General features: G+C 57.0%; 17 protein-coding genes. 7 read left to right on the plus strand and 10 right to left on the minus strand.

What is annotated here, in order from left to right:
- The first annotated feature begins 121 nt into the window (after positions 1-121).
- A complete protein-coding gene (locus EGX79_05390) occupies positions 122-1,339 on the plus strand; it encodes a hypothetical protein (protein ID AYX81662.1) in 1,218 nt (405 codons plus the stop codon).
- A gap of 127 nt (positions 1,340-1,466) precedes the next feature.
- Here the strand turns inward: EGX79_05390 and EGX79_05395 are convergent, their stop codons facing one another.
- Together EGX79_05395 and EGX79_05400 are read right to left on the minus strand one after the other, a co-directional pair.
- Entirely contained in the window at positions 1,467-1,991 is a 525-nt protein-coding gene (locus tag EGX79_05395) for an alkyl hydroperoxide reductase (GenBank protein ID AYX81663.1), read from the minus strand.
- A 5-nt stretch (positions 1,992-1,996) separates the two neighbouring features.
- Positions 1,997-2,593: a peroxiredoxin gene (locus EGX79_05400; protein ID AYX82740.1), complete on the minus strand. Its 597-nt coding sequence runs from the start codon at positions 2,591-2,593 to the stop codon at positions 1,997-1,999.
- Between the two features lie 106 nt (positions 2,594-2,699).
- Between EGX79_05400 and EGX79_05405 the strand changes: the two genes are divergently transcribed.
- Together EGX79_05405 and EGX79_05410 are read left to right on the plus strand one after the other, a co-directional pair.
- Positions 2,700-3,632, plus strand: coding sequence for a hydrogen peroxide-inducible genes activator (locus EGX79_05405; GenBank protein AYX81664.1), 933 nt, complete (start codon positions 2,700-2,702; stop codon positions 3,630-3,632).
- Positions 3,633-3,794: 162 nt separating this feature from the next.
- Positions 3,795-5,045, plus strand: a complete 1,251-nt coding sequence (locus EGX79_05410; protein ID AYX82741.1) for an IS1249 family transposase — start codon at positions 3,795-3,797, stop codon at positions 5,043-5,045.
- 78 nt (positions 5,046-5,123) lie between these two features.
- Here the strand turns inward: EGX79_05410 and EGX79_05415 are convergent, their stop codons facing one another.
- Both EGX79_05415 and EGX79_05420 read right to left on the minus strand, forming a co-directional pair.
- Positions 5,124-7,643, minus strand: a complete 2,520-nt coding sequence (locus tag EGX79_05415) for a DUF3516 domain-containing protein (GenBank protein AYX81665.1) — start codon at positions 7,641-7,643, stop codon at positions 5,124-5,126.
- Between the two features lie 42 nt (positions 7,644-7,685).
- Complete coding sequence (locus tag EGX79_05420) at positions 7,686-8,888, minus strand: PAC2 family protein (GenBank protein AYX81666.1); 1,203 nt, start codon at positions 8,886-8,888, stop codon at positions 7,686-7,688.
- Positions 8,889-9,057: 169 nt separating this feature from the next.
- Here EGX79_05420 and EGX79_05425 point away from each other — a divergent pair, with 169 nt between their 5' ends.
- Complete coding sequence (locus EGX79_05425) at positions 9,058-10,230, plus strand: DUF4192 family protein (GenBank protein AYX81667.1); 1,173 nt, start codon at positions 9,058-9,060, stop codon at positions 10,228-10,230.
- 26 nt (positions 10,231-10,256) lie between these two features.
- Here the strand turns inward: EGX79_05425 and galE are convergent, their stop codons facing one another.
- The 6 genes from galE to EGX79_05455 form a co-directional block, all read right to left on the minus strand.
- Positions 10,257-11,240 (minus strand): UDP-glucose 4-epimerase GalE, encoded by a 984-nt coding sequence (galE, locus tag EGX79_05430; GenBank protein AYX81668.1) that lies wholly within the window; start codon positions 11,238-11,240, stop codon positions 10,257-10,259.
- Complete coding sequence (locus EGX79_05435; protein ID AYX81669.1) at positions 11,237-11,917, minus strand: metal-dependent transcriptional regulator; 681 nt, start codon at positions 11,915-11,917, stop codon at positions 11,237-11,239. Before EGX79_05435 ends, galE begins: the two co-directional genes overlap by 4 nt.
- Before the next feature lie 303 nt (positions 11,918-12,220).
- The gene (locus EGX79_05440) at positions 12,221-13,210 is read right to left on the minus strand and encodes a sigma-70 family RNA polymerase sigma factor (GenBank protein AYX81670.1); all 990 of its coding nucleotides are present in this window, start codon (positions 13,208-13,210) and stop codon (positions 12,221-12,223) included.
- Positions 13,211-13,346: 136 nt separating this feature from the next.
- Positions 13,347-13,781, minus strand: coding sequence for a D-tyrosyl-tRNA(Tyr) deacylase (locus EGX79_05445; protein AYX81671.1), 435 nt, complete (start codon positions 13,779-13,781; stop codon positions 13,347-13,349).
- Positions 13,782-15,347 carry a class I SAM-dependent methyltransferase gene (locus EGX79_05450; GenBank protein AYX81672.1) on the minus strand — a complete coding sequence of 522 codons (1,566 nt, stop codon included), beginning with the start codon at positions 15,345-15,347 and terminating at the stop codon, positions 13,782-13,784.
- Between the two features lie 38 nt (positions 15,348-15,385).
- Positions 15,386-15,925: a DUF3099 domain-containing protein gene (locus EGX79_05455; GenBank protein AYX81673.1), complete on the minus strand. Its 540-nt coding sequence runs from the start codon at positions 15,923-15,925 to the stop codon at positions 15,386-15,388.
- A gap of 174 nt (positions 15,926-16,099) precedes the next feature.
- Between EGX79_05455 and EGX79_05460 the strand changes: the two genes are divergently transcribed.
- Genes EGX79_05460 through EGX79_05470 form a run of 3 tightly spaced genes read left to right on the plus strand, consistent with a single transcriptional unit; the run spans position 16,100 to position 18,570 of the window.
- A complete protein-coding gene (locus tag EGX79_05460; protein AYX81674.1) occupies positions 16,100-16,348 on the plus strand; it encodes a DUF3039 domain-containing protein in 249 nt (82 codons plus the stop codon).
- The gene (locus tag EGX79_05465) at positions 16,345-18,090 is read left to right on the plus strand and encodes a DEAD/DEAH box helicase (protein ID AYX81675.1); all 1,746 of its coding nucleotides are present in this window, start codon (positions 16,345-16,347) and stop codon (positions 18,088-18,090) included. The genes EGX79_05460 and EGX79_05465 overlap by 4 nt, the downstream gene beginning before the upstream one ends.
- A gap of 39 nt (positions 18,091-18,129) precedes the next feature.
- The gene (locus EGX79_05470; GenBank protein ID AYX81676.1) at positions 18,130-18,570 is read left to right on the plus strand and encodes a hypothetical protein; all 441 of its coding nucleotides are present in this window, start codon (positions 18,130-18,132) and stop codon (positions 18,568-18,570) included.
- Positions 18,571-18,695: the final 125 nt, after the last annotated feature.

Here is an 18,695-nt window from a genome sequence, read left to right on the forward strand (position 1 = left end):
CATGCGCACAATGTGACTTATACTTCGGCCTTTAAAAACTCATCAAGGGCTTGTCTCACGTATAGTCCGTTGTGCGCGTTATTTGTATGTATCCGTCAATTTGGCAGGAGCAATTTGCTTCATGAATACCTCAAACGATCCATATAGCAACAACGATTCTTACGGTGACGGCAGCCGGGACAATGAGTCCAATAACTATGACTCCCAGAGTCACGGTTTTCCCAACAATGGTTCGCAGGACTACAACCCTTACGGGTTCGATTCGGACGCACAACATGGCCCGCGTGGACCAGAGGATTCGCCACAGTGGAATCAGACTTACGGCCGTGAACAGGCTTATGGCGAAATTCCTTCTTATGGAACTGGCGAGTCGCGCGATAGTTACGGCGGGCAACCCTATGGTGCGGACTCGAGCTACTGGCAGCACCAGTCCAGCGGGGCTTCTGCAGCCGGTGCACTTGCTCCCGGAGTCAACATGCCAGGTGGCGATGAGCCGCCGGTGAAGCCTGTGGCACAGGGGCCGACGAAGGTCGACATTGGAAGTGCCTTTTCCGCGGCGTTTCGTAGTCTAAACAGCAATTTTGCTTCCTGGCTTGGCATCATGCTGACGTTCTTCGCCGTACTAGTCGCACTGATTGTTGGCGCAGCGGCAATTCTCTTTGCGACTGGTGACTTCGATCCGGACTTTGAGCCGAACTATCCAGGCGATGTTCCGTTTGAGGATCTAGGGTCAATGTTCGCGACTCTCGGCGCGATGGCACTCCTATTTGCCGTGGGCATGTTCGCGATGCAGGCATTTATGCTGCGCGGTGCATTCGAAGCTGTCGACGGCCGAGTGCCGAGCTACGGTACTTTCTTCCGTGTAAACCGGTGGGGATCTCTTATCGGTGCCTACATTGTCACGTTCCTGGTGGGGCTGCTCGCCATGCTTCCGGGGATGGTGCTCTTCATCGCTGGAGTATCCCTGTCTGCCAACGGCAGTGAAGCTGCAGCTGCGATGATTCCCATCGGCTACCTGTTGGTACTTGTGCTGTCCATCTTCATCATGCCAATCACAGCGACTATGCCGCTTCTTGTTTTTGATGGTCGAGCAACAGCACTTGAGGCTCCGGTCGTCGCATGGCGCTTGGTGAAGCCTCAGTATTGGACGATGCTCGTTGCATTCATTCTGACGTCAATTGTTTCTTCCGCAGGTGCAATGCTCTTCTATATCGGTATGTTGTACACAGTCCCGCTTGCTCTCCTCGTGCAAGTACATATCTACCGTCAGCTCATCGGTGGCCGTCGAGTAGTTAATGAAGCCCAGGAGAATCCGGGTTATTACCCGCCACAGCAGTAGCCAAAAACGTACAAGAAAAAGCGCCCAAGGAACCGATAAAAATTGGTTCCTCGGGCGCTATTTCGTCAGCAGGTAATCCTGCGGGGGAGCGTTCGGCTATCAAAAGCCGAACCTAAGCTCTGAATATTTAGCGGGTAGCCTCAGCGAAGACAGCCTGTGCAACACCAGAGACGGTGCCTGCAATCTTCACAGCTTCCCAGACCTGCTCCTTGGTCAGACCAGCATCGCGGACGACCTTTGCGTGAGAAGTCACGCAAGCTTCACAGCCGTTGATGGCAGAAACTGCCAGAGACCACAGCTCGAAGTCTTCCTTCTCGACACCCGGATTGGAGATGATGTTCATGCGCAGGCCGAACTTGACCTGTGCGTAGTCATCACCGAGCATGTGGCGAGTGCGGTAAGCAACGTTGTTCATGCCCATAACGGTGGCCGCACCAAGCGCAGACTCGAAAGCCTCGTCAGACAGGTGCTCCTTGGCTTCCTCAGCGATCTCGGAGAAAACGGTCTCGTTGCGGGTGGCAGCAGCGGATGCAAGCAGGGTACCCCACAGCTGCTGCTCGGAGAGTTCCGTAGAACGGGTGAGAGTGCCAAGGTTCAGCTTCATGTCCTTGGCGTACTCCGGTAGACCGGAACGAAGGTTATCGATGCTCATATGAGTTACTTCAGCTCCTGCTTCAGAACGTCCATCTTGTCGATGTTCTTGGTCGGGTCATTCTTCTGCCAGTTACATGCGCAGACCTCTTCAGACTGAAGAGCGTCGAGAACACGCAGAACCTCGTCAACGTTACGACCGACAGCGTCCGGGGTAACGGAAACGAACTGAATGATGCCGTCCGGGTCAATGATGAAGGTTGCGCGGTCTGCAACACCGTCAGCGTTCTCGACGCCGAGTGCACGCATCAGGTCATGGCGGATGTCGGAGAACATCGGGAACGGGATGTCCAGCAGTTCCTCGTGGGTTGCACGCCAGTTGAAGTGGGAGAACTCGTTGTCGCCAGAGCCACCGAGAATAACGGTGTCACGGTCCTCGAATTCCTCATTCAGCTTGCCGAATGCAGCAATCTCAGTCGGGCAGACAAAGGTGAAGTCCTTCGGGTAGAAGAAGACGACCTTCCACTTACCCTCGTAGGACTCATTGGTTACCTGCTCGAAGTAGTCATCCGGAGAAGAAGCGTTTGCATCACGCAGGTTGCCGCCCTTCAGAGCGGTCAGAGAAAACTCGGGGAACTTGTCGCCAACAGTCAAAATTGCCATGGAATCCTCCTGAATGTATTCCTTTTGGGGGTCACCCACCATTATGCCTATGGATTCCCGAACCGTCAAGAGGAAAAAGTTAATAAGCTCGTGTAGGCTTATAGGTATGCGTAATAGAGATTATCGGCCCACTTTGCCTCAGTTACGTGCCTTTGTCGCGATTGCCGATACCGGTCACTTCGGTCAAGCCGCTGCCCGCCTCGGCATTTCACAGCCCAGCCTGTCACAAGCGCTTTCCACCCTTGAGCAGGGACTGGGGGTGCAGCTTGTAGAGCGTTCGACTCGCCGAGTGCTGGTGACGCCACTCGGTCGCGGTCTGATTCCATATGCCCGCCAAGCATCTGAAATTGTTGACGAGATCGTTGCTCGCGCCTCTGGCCGTACAGATGATTTGTCCGGACCACTATCCATTGGTGTTATCCCTACGGTTGCTCCATACGTGCTGCCCAACTTCCTCCAGTTGGTTCGTGACGAGCTGCCAGATCTAAAGCCTAGGATCGTCGAAGAGCCGACCGAGCGCCTCATCGAATCACTTCGCTCCGGCACCATTGATGCAGCCATCATGGCACTGCCGTCCGATGTGCCTTCCTTTGAAGAGATCTACCTCTACGACGAAGAGTTCTACATCGTCGTGCCAGAGGATCATCCGCTGGCAGGTAAGGAAGAGGTAAAGCTTGAGGCAATCAGAGACTTGGACTTGCTTCTGCTTGACGACGGTCATTGCCTGCGCGACCAAGTGTTGGATATTTGTCGCAAGGTCGATGCTGTTCACGGCGAGACCTCCAGCTTGGAAACACGGGCGGCTTCTCTATCGACCGTCGTGCAGTGTGTTGCCGGTGGGTTGGGGCAGTCGCTTGTACCGGAATCGGCTGTCAAGATTGAGGCCGACCGTCCCGGCCTGGCTGTTGCGCGATTCGAAGGTCCGGCACGGCCGGGACGCACCATTGGGCTGGTTCACCGCGCATCATCGGTACGCGGCGGCGAGTTCAATCGAATTGCTGAACTGGTACGGCAGGCCTACATAGACGCTGTTGCCTAAAGCTCTCTTGGCGCATGCCGCAGTAGCGTATGAAATAAGCAAAACCGGGCTGGTAGTTCCGGGTTAAGTGACAAAAAGTGTGTCTGATTTTCAGCCTATTTGCTGGTCAGGCCGCATAAAACGGGCTTATATAAGGTTCCAGACCTTATTCAGGCCCGTTTCTTGCTCAATCCACCGGAATGGCTCCTGCATGTGGTAACAGGGGCCTGGTTGTCTTTCTGGGTGACTCCAAACAGACCCCGATGCCCTATATGCGCTGGGCAAATGAAGAAAAACGGCACCACAACCAAAGGGACAACCAGGTGGCGATGCAAAAACCCTGACTGCGGATGCTCAACAACACGACACCGCCCCGATCAGACCCACACCCGGGATTTCAAAGCGTTTCACACCTACGTCACCGGCACTGCTTCTTTAACCAAGGTGGCCGACACCTTGAATGTCTCCCGGCGCACACTCGACCGCCGGTTCACCTCATTGTGGCTTATCGATGTCCCTAACACCCCCGATCCCAACCGGGTCTACGACCAAATCTTCATCGACGGCACCTACACCGACGCTGGCTGCTTACTTGTGGCAGCCAGCCACGACCACGTCATCGCATGGCACTGGACACAACGCGAAACCGCCCACGCCTACACCCAACTACTCAAAAACATCGCCCCACCACTATGCGTTGTCCTCGACGGTGGCCAAGGCGCCTACTCAGCAATCAAAACCTGCTGGCCAACCACCCGCATCCAACGCTGCCTTGTCCATGCCCAACGCGTGGTCCGTCGCTACACCACCAGCCGTCCACGCACCGACGCAGGCAAAGCTATCTACGCCCTGGCGTTGAAACTGACCCGTATCACCACACTCGACCAGGCACGGGAGTGGACGCTGCGCCTGCATGACTTCGGACAGGTATTCAAAGCATTCCTCAACGAAAAAACACCCCTCCCCAAAGAACGCCGCACCCTCAACAACCAGTGGGAATGGACCCACCTGCGAGTTCGCAAGGCATACAACTCACTGCTGCACCTATCGCGCAATAACTGGCTGTTTACCTACCTGCAGCCACCACCAGAAGCACTCGAACCACAGCGCTGGGCATCAACAACCAACAGTCTGGAAGGCGGCGTCAACGCCCAGCTCAAACGCATCGCCGACGCGCATCGCGGCAGGTCCGGGGAGCGCCAACGCAAAATGCTCGAGTGGTACCTGCACTCGAAAACGCAGCTGCCTGACGACCCGCTAAAGATCGCCAGGCAGTGCAATTACGGACAAGATCAACTCGCCAAAGTCAACGATCTTGTCCCAGAAGACCACAACAAAGCCGACCACGAAACAGGACGACCAGCCTTCTACGACAACGCTATCCCAACCGAATACCAACACAACATAGGAATCCGGAAAGGGCCCATGAGATAAAAAGGGCCCACCCGGCGACACACCGAGCGGACACACTTTTTGTCACTTAACCCGTAGTTCCAGCCCGGTTTTTCGCGTTTATCCCTGAATAATTCGCAGCGATGCCAACCTGACCTCGCCGTATTCATCAGATGCAGCCAAGTCAACGCCCGCTTCAAAGCGCCAGCCGTGGTCGCCCTCAGGGTCATCGAGTATCTGGATCACATGCCATAGGCCCTCACCAGCCTTGCGGTCAATCGAAATCATATCGCCGCCGCGAGCCTTTGCATCGATCCCTAGGTCATCGTATTCATCGAAGTAGTCATCCATCGCGGCAGGCCAATCTGGCGCATCGTCGAGGTAGTTGTCCAGGTCGGCCAGCTCCTCCTCCTTTTCAAAGGCAAAGAGCTGCACGTGGCGAAACATGAGATTGCGCACCATACGGGTAAATGCACGTTCGTTGCCTGTAAGGGGCCGCGACTCGTCGGTGCCAAAAGCCGCTTCCTTGAGAGTTTCCTCGTCCAATGGCTTGTCCGGATCGGCCATCTGCGCCCATTCATCCACCAGGGAGTTATCCACCTGCACAACGAGCTCGCCGAGCCATTCCACAATGTCCCGGAGTTCCTCGTTAGCGGCTTCCGGAGGGAGAGTGTGTCGCAAAGTGCGCCAGGCATCGGTGAGGTAGCGCAGGAAAATACCTTCAGAGCGGGCAATTCCATACTCAGATACCACGTCCGAGAAAGCCATGGCCTTTTCCACCATCTCGCGCACCACAGACTTGGGCGACAGCGAAAACTCACGCACCCACGGGTGACCTTGAGCATAGGTGTCGAATGCGCCCTCCAGCTCGTCGGCAAGCGGCATCGGCCATGTGATGTCTTCGACGATGTTCATACGTTCGGTGTAATCAACACCCTCGGCCTTGAGCGCGGCGATTTCTTCACCGCGTGCCTTTTTCTGCTGCGCGATGAGCAGTGGGCGAGGGTCTTCCAGAATTGACTCAAACACACTGATGACATCGAGTGCGTAGTTCGGGCTGTCCTTATCCAGCAGTTCGAGCGCGGCGATGGCGAAAGGCGACAGCGGCTGATTGAGCGCGAAGTCACGCTGCAGCTCCATTGTCAGCTCGGGGCGGCAGTCATCGCCCTCGCCATGCATGACGACGATTCCCGCGTTGACCAAACCGCGGTAGAGCTCAATTGCGGTCAGAATAGCCTCATTTTGCTGGTGGCGGGTGTCGTGATTGGTGCGCAGCAGATGACGCATGTGTTCGTAGGTATCGCCACCACGTGCAATGACGTTGAGCAACATACCGTTGGTAACTGCAAAGCGGCTGGTCAGCGGCTCCGGTGGCTGAGAAACGATTTTGTCGAAGGTCTTCTCCGACCATGTCACTTCGCCCTTGGGAACGGACTTCAGCCGCAACTTCTTCAGTTTGGCCTCATCCTGGCCGGCACGGCGCCGCAGCTTGGCGTTTTCGATTTCGTGTTCAGGTGCTTCGACAACTACGGTGCCCTCGGTGTCGTAGCCAGCACGGCCGGCGCGTCCAGCGATCTGGTGGAACTCGCGTGACTTGAGAATACGGCTACGACGGCCATCGAACTTGGCCAAACCGGTAATCAGCACCGTGCGAATAGGCACGTTAATGCCGACGCCGAGGGTATCCGTGCCACAGATGACCTTCAGCAGACCAGTCTGAGAGAGACGCTCAACCAAACGACGGTACTTCGGCAGCATTCCCGCATGGTGGACGCCAATGCCCTGGCGCACCAACTTGGAAAGAACTCGACCAAAGGCCGTGGTAAACCGGAAATCGCCAATCTCTTCGCGAATCCGCTCCTTCTCCTCCTTCGTCAGCAGCTTCAGACCGGTCAGTGCCTGAGCCTGTTCAGCTGCTTGGCGCTGGGAGAAAAAGACGATGTAGATTGGGGCTTTGCCGGATTCCAGCAACTCCGCCAGCGTGTCATGAACTGGTGTGTAGACATAGTGGAAATCCAGCGGTACCGGGCGCGTCGTACCTGTAACGAGGTTGACGTCGAGTCCCGTGCGTTCCTTCAAATCCGTCTCAAACTTTTGAGTATCGCCGAGAGTGGCGGACATCAACAGGAATTGGCAACGGGAAAGCTCGAGCAAGGGCACTTGCCATGCCCACCCGCGATCGGGATCCGCATAGAAGTGGAATTCATCCATTACCACCTGGTCAATATCGGCGTCGGCCCCGTCGCGCAGGGCGATATTGGCGACAATTTCCGCAGTTGCGCAGATGATGGGTGCACCACCGTTGACGGTGGCATCGCCGGTCATCATACCGACGTTCTCAGCGCCAAAGACCTCGCAGAGGGCAAAGAACTTCTCGCTGACCAAGGCCTTAATAGGCGCTGTGTAAAAGCTGCGCTGGCCACGAGCGAGGGCGCAGAAGTGGGCAGCAATAGCCACCATGGACTTGCCCGAACCTGTCGGAGTGGCAAGGATGACGTGGTCGCCACCAGCGAGACCAATAGCGGCCTCCTCCTGGGCCGGGTAGAGCGTGATGCCCTGATCCCTGGTCCAGGCAATGAACGAGTCCATAATCGCATCGTCGAAAAGGGACTCTGGAACCTCAGCTAGGTCGGGAAGCATTTCAGATAGTGACACGCTTCCCACCCTAGCGGTAACCCCGGATTAGAAGCGGAACCAGGGCTTCCAGCCGCGCCGACGGCGAGGTTGTTCCGGTTCACCGGATTCTTCGCTTTCCGCCTGCTCTTCCCGAGGCTGTTCTGACTCAGGCTGTTCGGCAGTGCCGTCTGCAGAAAACTCCGCAGACCTATCATCCGCCGAGGCCGACTCGGATTCTTCCGAGTGTGCGTCAGTGTCCTCTGATGTAGTTGCCGAGGAATCCGAGCTGGCCGGGGTCTCCGCCTCGTCGTCAAGCGAGGAAGAATCCTCTACTGGGCGCAGCGGTTGAGAAGCGAGGAACCTTTCGAACTCAGCGCCAATCTCGTCGGCCGAAGGCATCTCGCCGTTAGGTCCAAGCAGGGGAGAAGTCTCCAGCTCTTGACGACGTTGAACTTCCTGGTCGTACTGTTCCTCGAGAAGATTGACCAGCTGAGAGACCTCGCCGGAATCATTCGTCTGCGTATTGAGCAGCTCCGCCACCCGCGCGGATTCCTTCTCCAACGCCTCAAGCGGGAGCTCGAGCTTGGCTAGTTTTGCTACCTCCTGCAACAGCCGCAGTGACGCCAGCGGATACTCAGAGGCCGCGACATAGTGTGGCACCTGTGCGGTGAAACCAAAGGCATCACAACCGCGGCTTGCGAGCTCGTACTCAATGTTCAGGCTCGCAGCACCCGGAACTGTGACGCGGTTTCCCCAGGTATGCATATCACCGAGTTTCCGCTTATCTGTGCCATGGGCGATGATGCCCAGTGGTCGGGTGTGCGGAACCGTCATCGGAGCCGAGTACAGCGACACAGTCCGACCGACATCGTAGCGCTCCGCCAACTCTGCAACGGCAGTCGAGAAAGCCTCCCACCGCATGTCTGGCTCAGGGCCAGAAAGCAGCAAGAACGGCTTACCGACGTTGTCGCGAACCACATTGAGTGACAGGTTCAAATCGGATACATCCACAATCTGGTCGTGGTTCATCGTCACAGAGGGACGGCGAGAACGATAATCAATCAGCTCGTCGATAGAAAAGTTCACCAATGGACGGTGCTCGAGAGCATCCAAGAGGAAACTAGCTGATTCCGAGACGGCATTACCGGCATCCGCATAACCGCTAAGTGCAATGACCAGGGTCAGATGGCCCTCGCTTCCCGTTACGTCAGGAACCGGAAAAACTACCTCGTACATATTGCCCTGAGGCTTGTCGGTCGGATCACTCACGTACGACTACCTCCTGCATCACATTTTTCGTCATTTGAAGTAAACAACCACGATACCGCAGAAACTATTCCAGTTATCCACAAGTAGAAAGTAGTCCACAGATGGGCCGATTTTTCCGGTCGCGCACAAGCAAGGCTGTTGCGGATTCGATAACAATGAGAGCCACCAGATGGCGAGAGGATTGTCCGCTGTCGAGCTATTCCAATGGGGGAAAAGGGGTAAGGAATTAATGGGAAACAAACAGAACTTCGGTGCAGGACAAAAGCCTGAAATTGAGCCGAGTGTTTTTCTGACGAACCTGCCGGGAATCGTTGGATTCTATCCGCGGGGGCAGGTAGTGATTGCGGCGTTGTATCGTCAGCAGGTCGAAGATCTCATCGATGGCAAGGTCGAGTTTGATCCGACAGCGCATGCTGGCCCGATGCTGATTAAGGATGTGGCCTCGATGGAGAACAATCCTGACTTGGTGCGGGCAGCCGCGGACTTCCTGCTCGATGAAGGATGCACTCACGCAGATGTGTTTATCATCGACGAATCCTGGGGGATTGAAAAGGACTCCACACCTATTACAGGCTGGCTGCGAGAAGGCGGCCTGCATGAGGTGCGTTTGGCGGGCGTTGCCACTATTGCTGCGGGGGAAGTTGTCACGGACGAGCAGGGAGAGATCGTCGGCATTGTCGGTGACAGTCTGATGACCGACAATGCAAATCTAATCTCTCGGCAGGGAGAGCAGATTTTCAAAAACTATGAGGAGTACCGCAGCTATTTTCGAGGTGGCCAATTCCGCGACAGTAAAGACAGGGCTCTGATTGAACGCCTCCGGGAACGAGCGACAGCCGTTGAGCAGCCTAGGAAGCTCAAAATTGGTTCGGACAATCCCGCGCTCATCGAGCATTTCGACATGCTAAAAGCCGCCGTGGAAAACGTGGCCGATGGTGTGATGGATGCACATGAGGCGGTTCGCGATGAAACCGCGGGATATGCCATTGCTGCAGCACTGACCAACGTCACCTTGCGCGATATGTCCATGATTTTCATTACTACGCAGTTGGCGCAATCAATGGGAGAAATCTGGCGCGAGGCCGCAATCGTCCACCGCGGCAGCCTGCGTGCTAACGCTTTAGCGTGTTTTGCCATCGCAAAGTTCGCGGCTGGGCTGGAGAACTATGCGCAAACAGCTCTCGATGAGGCAGCGGGGGAGCAACCGAATCATTCACTGACTCAGTTGCTGGAAATTGCGGTCGCCAATCAAATTGTGCCGAGGTGCGTTGGCACAATTCTTGGTGCGGCACAAGAGGTGCTGCGCAGGGTATACAAGGTGAAAATGCCGCGTATTGATTAGCGACCCTGCAAGCTGTGCTGCAGTACCTAGCGGTGCGCCGAGTGGGCTCGGTCGCCGAGGTTCTTGGTGTACTCCCATGCATCGGCGACGATGGTTTCCAGCTCCGTATGATTGGGCTTCCATCCGAGCTCGTCCATGGCGCGCTGAGAAGAGGCAATAAGGGTTGCCGGATCACCGGCTCTACGCGGTGCATCCTCAGCAGGAATCGGGTGACCGGTGACCTTACGGCAGGTCTCAATAACCTGGCGAACCGAAAAGCCGTCGCCAGAACCGAGGTTGAAGATACGGTGGGTTCCCGGCGTGTTGGACTCCAGTGCCAAGACGTGCGCATCGGCGAGGTCTTTGATGTGGATGTAGTCACGAACCGCGGTGCCGTCCGGAGTCGGCCAGTCATTGCCAAAGACCATAATCTTGTCGCGGTGACCGAGCGCAACCTGCAGTACCAGGGGGATGAGGTGAGTTTCCACCTCACGGTTTTCGCCAAAACCGCCCCAGGCACCCGCCACATTGAAGTAACGCAAGCTGGTAGCGCCGATGTTGTATGCCTTGGCGTAAGACGAGATGGCGTAGTCCATGGCCAGCTTGGTGGCACCGTAAGGGTTGGTCGGTGCGGTTGGCATGTCTTCGGTAATTGGTGTCTTCTCTGGCTCACCGTAGGTTGCAGCTGTCGAAGAGAACACCAGGTTATTCGTACCGGTATCACGCATTGCGTCGAGTAGCTTCAGGGGTTGGCCCACATTGTTGTGCCAGTAGTCGGAAGGAACCTCAACAGACTCGCCAACAAGCGATTTCGCAGCGAAATGAACGACGCCGTCGAAGCTGTCGGAGGACAGAACCTCGTAGGCCTTGTCCGCCGCATCGCCTTCGACTAGGGTCGCGCCCTCTGGCACCGCATCACGGTTGCCAACAGAGAAGTTGTCCAGAATGGTGACGTCGTGGCCAAGAGAAATCAATACTGCCGAGCACACGCTACCGACGTAGCCGGCACCACCAGTGACGAGGAGTTTCATTTGATAATCACCATGATTGCGTGAGACAGAGTATCCGGAATGTCAAGAGAATGATCACCACGGGCGAGAGTCACGCGGCCGGCGGCAACCTCGGCAAGTGCCTCAGTACCCGGCATAATTCCAGCCTTGTGGAGACGCTTCATGTAGCTCTGCTCGACCTGCAGGATTTCGTTAATCTGGACGATCTCAACGGTGTACTCGCCGGGGTTTAGATCGGACAGTCGGCGAACGTTCTCTAACGACTCTGGTGACTGAGTCCCACCGAGGTCTCCCAAACCGGGAATCGGATTGCCGAATGGGGAGCGTGTGTAAGAGTCAAGCACGTCGAGAAGTTTGCGCTCGACCTCGTCACTCATTACGTGCTCCCAGCGGCAGGCTTCGTCGTGAACCTTGTCCCATTCGAGGCCAATGACATCCGTAAGTAGGCGCTCAGCTAGGCGGTGCTTACGCATGACAGCCGTGGCCAGCCTGCGGCCCTCGTCGGAAAGCTGCAAGCTGCGATCTGGGGCAACTACGAGAAGGCCATCGCGCTCCATGCGCGCAACGGTTTGGCTAACGGTCGGCCCCGACTGCTCAAGGCGTTCGGCAATGCGAGCACGCAAAGGAATGATGCCCTCTTCTTCGAGTTCGAAAATCGTACGTAAGTACATTTCCGTGGTGTCAACCAAATCCCTCACGGTTTTCCTCCGATAACACAGTCTTAAAAGTTTTCACTCAAGTATTAGGATAACCACACTTGCGCAAGAAAGATGTTAGGGCTCGCAAATCTAGTGGCTTTGGTGCTGATTAGGCAGCGAAAAGCTTGGTTCGGTGGGCGCTGCTGAGACGGAAGGGAGCGTACGCGATGTCGAAAGTTCGACGTGCAGACGAAAACGCCGACCGCCAGTGTGGATGAAACTCCGGCACGGGGTCGGCATTGAAGTCCAGCTCTATCTCAGGGCTGAAATTAGGAACCCTATCGATGTCACCGCCATGTGGCGTTAGTTTGCGTACTCACGCAGCTTGTCAGCACGGTCACCCTCGCGGAGCTTGGACATAACTTCCCGCTCAATCTGGCGGACGCGCTCTCGAGACAGGCCAAAGTGGCGGCCAATCTGATCCAGCGTGCGGGGCAGGCCATCGTCGAGACCGTAGCGGAGCTTAATAACTTCCTGCTCTCGAATCTCGAGAGTGGACAGAACCTTGCGGACATCGTGGTGACGCAGGGAAGCGACAACTGCCTCCTCGGCATCAGTTGCCTCTGAGTCCTCGATGAAGTCTCCCAGAGGAGCTTCCTCATCAGTGCCCACCGGCATGTCCAAGCTCACCGGGTCGCGGGACTGACGCAGCAGCATCTCGATCTTGGCCTCTGGAATGCCGGATTCCTCTGCCAATTCCTCATTCGTAGCCTCACGGCCGAGCTGCTGGTAGAGCTCACGTTTGATACGAGAAATCTTGTTGACCTGCTCAACCAAATGGACGGGGAGGCGAATAGTGCGCGACTGATCAGCCATACCGCGGGTAATAGCTTGGCGAATCCACCACGTTGCGTAAGTGGAAAACTTGAAGCCCTTGGTGTAGTCGAACTTTTCCATGGCGCGGATGAGGCCCAAGTTGCCCTCCTGGATTAGATCCAGCAGAGGCATACCGCGGTTGGTGTAGCGCTTCGCCAGCGAGACCACAAGACGGAGATTGGCTTCGAGTAGGTGGGCGCGTGCAGCCTTACCTTCCTTTGCCAAAATCTTGACATCACGCTTCTTTGCGCGGGTCATTTTCGCGCCGGTCTGCAGCAAATGCTCGGCGTATACACCGGCTTCAATGCGCTTAGAAAGTTCCACCTCTTCTTCAGCGCTGAGAAGAGCAGTCTTTCCGATGCCGTTCAAATACACACGAACCAAATCGGCGGACGGATTGGAGTTATTGCCAGTGCGGCGCCCCTTGTCCCGTGGCTGACCTTCCAGTTCGTCATTTTGAATATCGGCACTCTTCATGAATCTGCCTCCTGGATTTTTAAGTGGACTCAATAACTACAACGCACGGAGTTACGGAAATGTTCCCGTGAAAGTTGATGAATGTCAATAGGGTAATTTTGCCATGCAAATATAATGTTTAGAAAAACTGCCGCGACTAGCATTCTACGAGAACTGTAAAGGGTCCATCATTGACGGATGCGACCTCCATCATTGCTCCAAATTGTCCCGTTTCGACCGTCAAGCCACGATTGCGCAAGTTCTCGACAATTTTTTCTATGACGGGTTCGGCTTCTGGGCCCGGAGCCGCGTCTACCCACGACGGCCGCCGTCCCTTCTTTGTCGCCCCCATCAACGTGAATTGGCTAACAACGAGCACCGGGGCGCCAGCGTCGACAGCGCTGAGCTCGCCATCCAGAATGCGCAGCTCCGCGATCTTGCGGGCCATCGTTTCCCAAGCATCGGCAGTGTCCTCGCGGCCAACACCTACGAGCGCCAAAATGGCGCCGGTATCGCCTCCGTCAACGTGGCCAACAACGGAGCCGTCGACAGTGACTGACGCGGATTTAACTAGGGTGAGAACGGCTTTCATTTACTGTTTATCCTCCAAGAGCTCGGTGGGGAGAATCAGACCATGGCGAACCAGGTCAACGACGATGGGAACTAGGGCGTCCTTGATTGCAGGGACTTCGGACTCATCAAAGGCTCCAAACATTGCCATGATGTCGATGACGGAGCCCAGAGCAGCTTCGGGATGCAGCGCACCCAGAATGGTTGCCACGGACTCATCGATTGAGTGTGTCCAGGCGGGGCCGTCGGTGCGTGAGATGCGCGTATCGAACTCAGTGAAGCCCTGGCCGCTGTCGACGTCGGCAAGCGAAACGCGTTCTAAGGCGACGCCAGGGCGCAGAGTAAAGGCAGCTTCGAGGATGGTGTTAGCAGTTTGTGCGCGAAGCCATTCGGCGCGGCCGAGATACTCCTGGGCTTCGGCGCCGAAGGGAGCGGCCAAAGGCTGCGGCATTTCTTCGCACACGGCGGAAGTCGGGCCGGCAATGCGTTGGACTGTGATGTAGCCGAACCCGATGCCTGTCACGCCGCTGTTGCGGAAGTGCTCCAGCCAGGCACGGGAGCGCTCGCAGCCTTCTGGGCTGCGGGGGTCGATGGACTCGTCTCGAAGCCAGGTGCCGATGTATTCCGCCGGCGTGGCGACATCTCGTTGTGTTACCCACACTTCGAGGCCTTCAGCAGGGAGCCAAGAGGCGATGCGCTGTTGCCAACTTTCGCCTTCGATATGGGCCCAAGCACCGAGCAGATGCGCCGTGCCGCCGTCGGTGAGATGGTCGGCCAGACCGCGGATCATAAGTTCGGTGGCACCGTCCAGATTCAATCCTGAGTCACGGTAAACATGTTCCACACTTGGCAGCCCTACGACGAACGGCGGGTTCGCCACAATGCGGTCAAACTTCTTGCCTGCAACCGGTTCAAACCACGAACCTTCGACGGCCTGCGCCTGGTCGAAGCCATTTGCGGCGAAAGTAGCGCGGGCAAAAAACAGCGCCCGGGGGTGAATGTCCGTCGCGACAATCGACTTTGCATCCGGCTGGGCAAGACTCTGGACGCCACAACCGGCACCGAGGTCGAGTACGGATTCCACCGCCGAGGTCGGCGAAATATCGAGGAGGGAGCGGGAAGCCCGCCCTACGCCCAAGACATGATCGGGTCCAGGAACGTGATCGCTCATAGAGGCATCGCGGTCGGAAAAGACAATACGGTCGACTCCCGCAATCTCGACCGGGCGCACATCGATACACACCTGTGCGTTGGTGGCGGTGCCGGCAAGTATGCCGCTGCCCAGTAACTTGGCTGTCAGCTCAGCCCCAAATAGCTGCTGTGCGTCGGCGAAATCGCCCAGGATGAAAAGACGCAACGCGGTCACAGTGTCCGCAGAAACGCCCTCAGTTTCGGTAAGTAGAACATCGACAACGCCGGGCTCACCGCGGTCCAGCGCGGCCAGTCCCTCGGCGCCTAGGACTCGACGCAGTGACTCACTGGAAAACTCAAGGCGCCTGAGCGCGGTGGCAAATTCCTCCGCACAGTCGACAAAATCACGAAGCTGCTGATCAGTCGGTGGGGTGAAGGTGGAGGGGGAAAAGGTCATCGTAGGCACTACCTTCGTCGTAAAGCGGGGCGGAGGGGCTAGTTAGGGGAGCTTGACGACGAATCGTCGTCTTCCGGCATATCGATGACATTTGCGTCATCGAAGGGATTTGAGGTGGTCTCGTTACCGGACTGCGTCGGTGCGTCGGTGTCTTCGGTACTGGCGGCAGAACCGAGCGCGCGCATCTCTGCTTCCTTGAGGGCGCGCTGGCGTTGCTGCTCCTCCCATTTGCGGTTTTGCTCGCGTACAACTCCAGGCTTGTAGACGCGCGGCTTACGCTTGTCAGCGGGTTCTCCAACGCCATTGGCGATGACAACCGCGATCCACGGCATGGGTACGGAGACGACCATGAGAATCGCTGCAATCCACGGCACATCCCACCACAGATAAAAAGCGCCGGAAAGAAGCAGCAGCGGAATGCGAGACCATTGCAGAGCCGCGTAGACGTGGCGGCGGTGGTCATAGTTGCGAATCCGAGAGCCGCGGGCGTCGGTAATCAACGCCGCGTCTTTCTTGCGTCGCCGGGAACTTCCGCGTTTCGGCAGCGCGGAGTCGCGACGGTCATTGATTCGCGCCATGGTTGTCTAGCATACGCCTGTGGCGTGGGGTCGTCTCAACTAGCTATGTCCGTTGCAGCCGCATGCTCGCGTAGTCGTAGCGATGTTGTGGATGGCTGTGGAAGGCAGCAGTCAGCAGCGGCCAGCACCTGGGTCACTGGGCATAATTTGACCGATGGGGCACAATTGGAATCTGTGAGCACTCCATTGAAGACGACAAAGACGATTGAACGCACCGATACCCGCGTCGATGAGTCGACGAGGGACGATACCCCGAAGTTCTTCCATTACGTCAAGAAGGACCAGATCGTGAACTCCGCGGTCAACGGCTCCTACGTCGTTGCTCTGTGCGGTGAAACCTTCCCTGTGAAGAAGTCAGCGAAGCCGGGTTCACCGGTATGCCCTGACTGCGAGCGGATTTACAAGTCCCTGCGTCGCAAGTGAGCGGGCTTCGTAAATGGCAGCAGGAGGCCCTCGACAAATACCTGGCGACTAACCCCAAGGACTTCCTTGCAGTGGCGACACCGGGCGCAGGTAAGACGACCTTCGCCTTGCGTATCGCCAGTGAGTTGCTGTCGCGCCGGATCGTCGAGCGCATCATCGTCGTGGTTCCCACTGAGCACCTGAAAGTGCAGTGGGCTGCTTCCGCTGCTCGTTCGGGGATTGCGTTGGATCCCAAATTCACCAACGCCAAGGGTGTGGTAAACCCCTCCTACCAGGGAATTGTTGTGACCTACGCCCAAGTCGCAGTGCATCCGTTTAAGCACCATGCCGTAGCCACCGCTCGGCCGACATTGGTGATTCTGGACGAGGTGCACCACGGCGGCGATGCCAAGAGCTGGGGCGACGGTATTTCCGAAGCTTACGGCGATGTCGAACGCCGCCTGTGCCTAACTGGTACGCCGTTCCGCTCCGATGACGCAGCGATTCCGTTTGTTCGCTACTCGCCGGACGGCGATGGTTACTCGCGTTCCGTCGCTGATTACACGTACGGCTATTCCAATGCGCTTGCCGACGGCGTTGTCCGCCCGGTGGTCTTTCTGGCTTATTCCGGTGAAGCCCGCTGGCGTGATAGTGCGGGCGATGAGTTTGCTGCGCGTCTGGGCACCGTGATGAGTCCAGAGGAGACCACGCGTGCTTGGCGCACCGCGCTTGACCCAAAGGGCGAGTGGATGCCATCTGTGCTGCGGGCAGCGCACACCCGGCTCTCGCAGATGAGGCAGCATATCCCGGACGCGGGTGGCCTGGTTATCGCCTCCGACGCGGCAACTGCCCGTGCGTACAAACGCATTCTCGAGCAGATTGCCTCTACGCCGGTGGCGTTGGTGCTCTCGGATGAACCGGGCTCGTCGGAACGAATCAAGACTTTCTCCGAGTCCACCGATGAGTGGATGGTGGCCGTGCGCATGGTCTCCGAAGGCGTGGACGTGCCGAGGCTGGCGGTCGGCGTGTACGCGACCAGTTCCTCGACTCCACTATTCTTCGCGCAGGCTATCGGACGATTCGTGCGAAGCCGCATGCCAGGGGAGACTGCTTCGGTCTTCTTGCCGTCGATCCCGGTGCTGCTCGACTTGGCCTCGCAGATGGAGGTGCAGCGCAACCACGTGCTCGGCAAGCCGGATCGGCCTTCGGAAGGCTGGGAAGATGACTTGGTCGCTGAGGCCAATCGCCGCAAGGATGAGCCCGACGAATTGCTGCCGGCCTACGAATCCATTGGCGCGGATGCTGAACTTGACTACCTCATCTACGACGGCTCCTCCTACGGCACCGCAACCGTTGCCGGTTCCGCCGAAGAGGCCGATTATCTGGGTTTGCCAGGGCTTCTCGACGCCGATCAGATGCGACTCTTGCTGCGTCAGCGGCAGGATGAACAGCTTAAAGCCGCCAGTGCCCGAGAGAAGGAAGCCCGCGAGGAGGCGAGGGAATCGTCGTCAAGCGGAGGCGAAGGGGGCGCGGTGCACCGCATTGAAGGATCGGCGTACCCAAGGCCGCAGAAGGTGGCCAGTGAGGTGTTGCCGAAGTTGCGGAAGGAGCTCAATACGCTGGTGTCGATGACAGCGGCGCGAACCGGTAAGCCACATGGTCAAGTGCATAACGAGGTTCGGCGCGCCTGTGGTGGCCCGCCGACTGCGCTATGTACGGAGGAACAGTTGCGTGATCGCATCAGCTACCTGCGTAATTGGTAGGGTTTCAAACGAACTGAGCAATCTATGGTGGAGAGAAGAATGTCGGCAAGCAGTGATAAGTCGAGGCCGTCGGAATTGACCGGCGGTGGTTTGTCAGCTGTACCAGGCAATGACGGTCGGACTATTGGCGTGCTGGCACTGATCTTTGGCGTCGGCGGACTCTTGATGTCCTGGATGATTGTTGGTGGCATCCTCGGTGTCTTTGGCATTGTTCTGGGCATCATCGCGATGGCGAAGGCAATGAGTGCCAAGAAACGCGTGCAGGCAGCCGGGGGAGACGCGGTCATCAGCGGTTCGTTCGGATTGGGCGTGGTCGGCATTGTGACGGGTATTGCAGCCGCCGTGGTGTCGCTGATGCTGTATTCGTCGACATCAGATGCGATGTCGAAGTGTGAGAAGTTCGAGCGCACCTCTGGAGAGTATGCCGAGTGCATCTCTAAGCAGATGGGTACTGATCAGCCAAAGAAGCAATCGGAGTGAGCTCGGAAGCGACATCAATAGCGGTCTTACTTTGTGCCCGGAGTTTTCGGTCAACGCCAGATACGCAATCAGGAAATGAGCTAACCCCGTAATCCACCCCCGAAGCCCAACTGCCTGCAGTTTCG

This window comes from Corynebacterium jeikeium (genome assembly GCA_003955985.1).
GTDB classification, from domain to species: Bacteria; Actinomycetota; Actinomycetes; order Mycobacteriales; family Mycobacteriaceae; genus Corynebacterium; species Corynebacterium jeikeium_D.

Coding starts and splice junctions, on each gene's coding strand:
- EGX79_05440 (AYX81670.1), bottom strand. CDS start 13,210: ATGAAGAGTGCCGATATTCAAAATGACGAACTGGAAGGTCAGCCACGG.
- EGX79_05450 (AYX81672.1), bottom strand. CDS start 15,347: ATGACCTTTTCCCCCTCCACCTTCACCCCACCGACTGATCAGCAGCTT.
- EGX79_05425 (AYX81667.1), top strand. CDS start 9,058: ATGGCGAGAGGATTGTCCGCTGTCGAGCTATTCCAATGGGGGAAAAGG.
- EGX79_05390 (AYX81662.1), top strand. CDS start 122: ATGAATACCTCAAACGATCCATATAGCAACAACGATTCTTACGGTGAC.
- EGX79_05405 (AYX81664.1), top strand. CDS start 2,700: ATGCGTAATAGAGATTATCGGCCCACTTTGCCTCAGTTACGTGCCTTT.
- EGX79_05445 (AYX81671.1), bottom strand. CDS start 13,781: ATGAAAGCCGTTCTCACCCTAGTTAAATCCGCGTCAGTCACTGTCGAC.
- EGX79_05400 (AYX82740.1), bottom strand. CDS start 2,593: ATGGCAATTTTGACTGTTGGCGACAAGTTCCCCGAGTTTTCTCTGACC.
- EGX79_05395 (AYX81663.1), bottom strand. CDS start 1,991: ATGAGCATCGATAACCTTCGTTCCGGTCTACCGGAGTACGCCAAGGAC.
- EGX79_05415 (AYX81665.1), bottom strand. CDS start 7,643: ATGCTTCCCGACCTAGCTGAGGTTCCAGAGTCCCTTTTCGACGATGCG.
- galE (AYX81668.1), bottom strand. CDS start 11,240: ATGAAACTCCTCGTCACTGGTGGTGCCGGCTACGTCGGTAGCGTGTGC.
- EGX79_05470 (AYX81676.1), top strand. CDS start 18,130: ATGTCGGCAAGCAGTGATAAGTCGAGGCCGTCGGAATTGACCGGCGGT.
- EGX79_05455 (AYX81673.1), bottom strand. CDS start 15,925: ATGGCGCGAATCAATGACCGTCGCGACTCCGCGCTGCCGAAACGCGGA.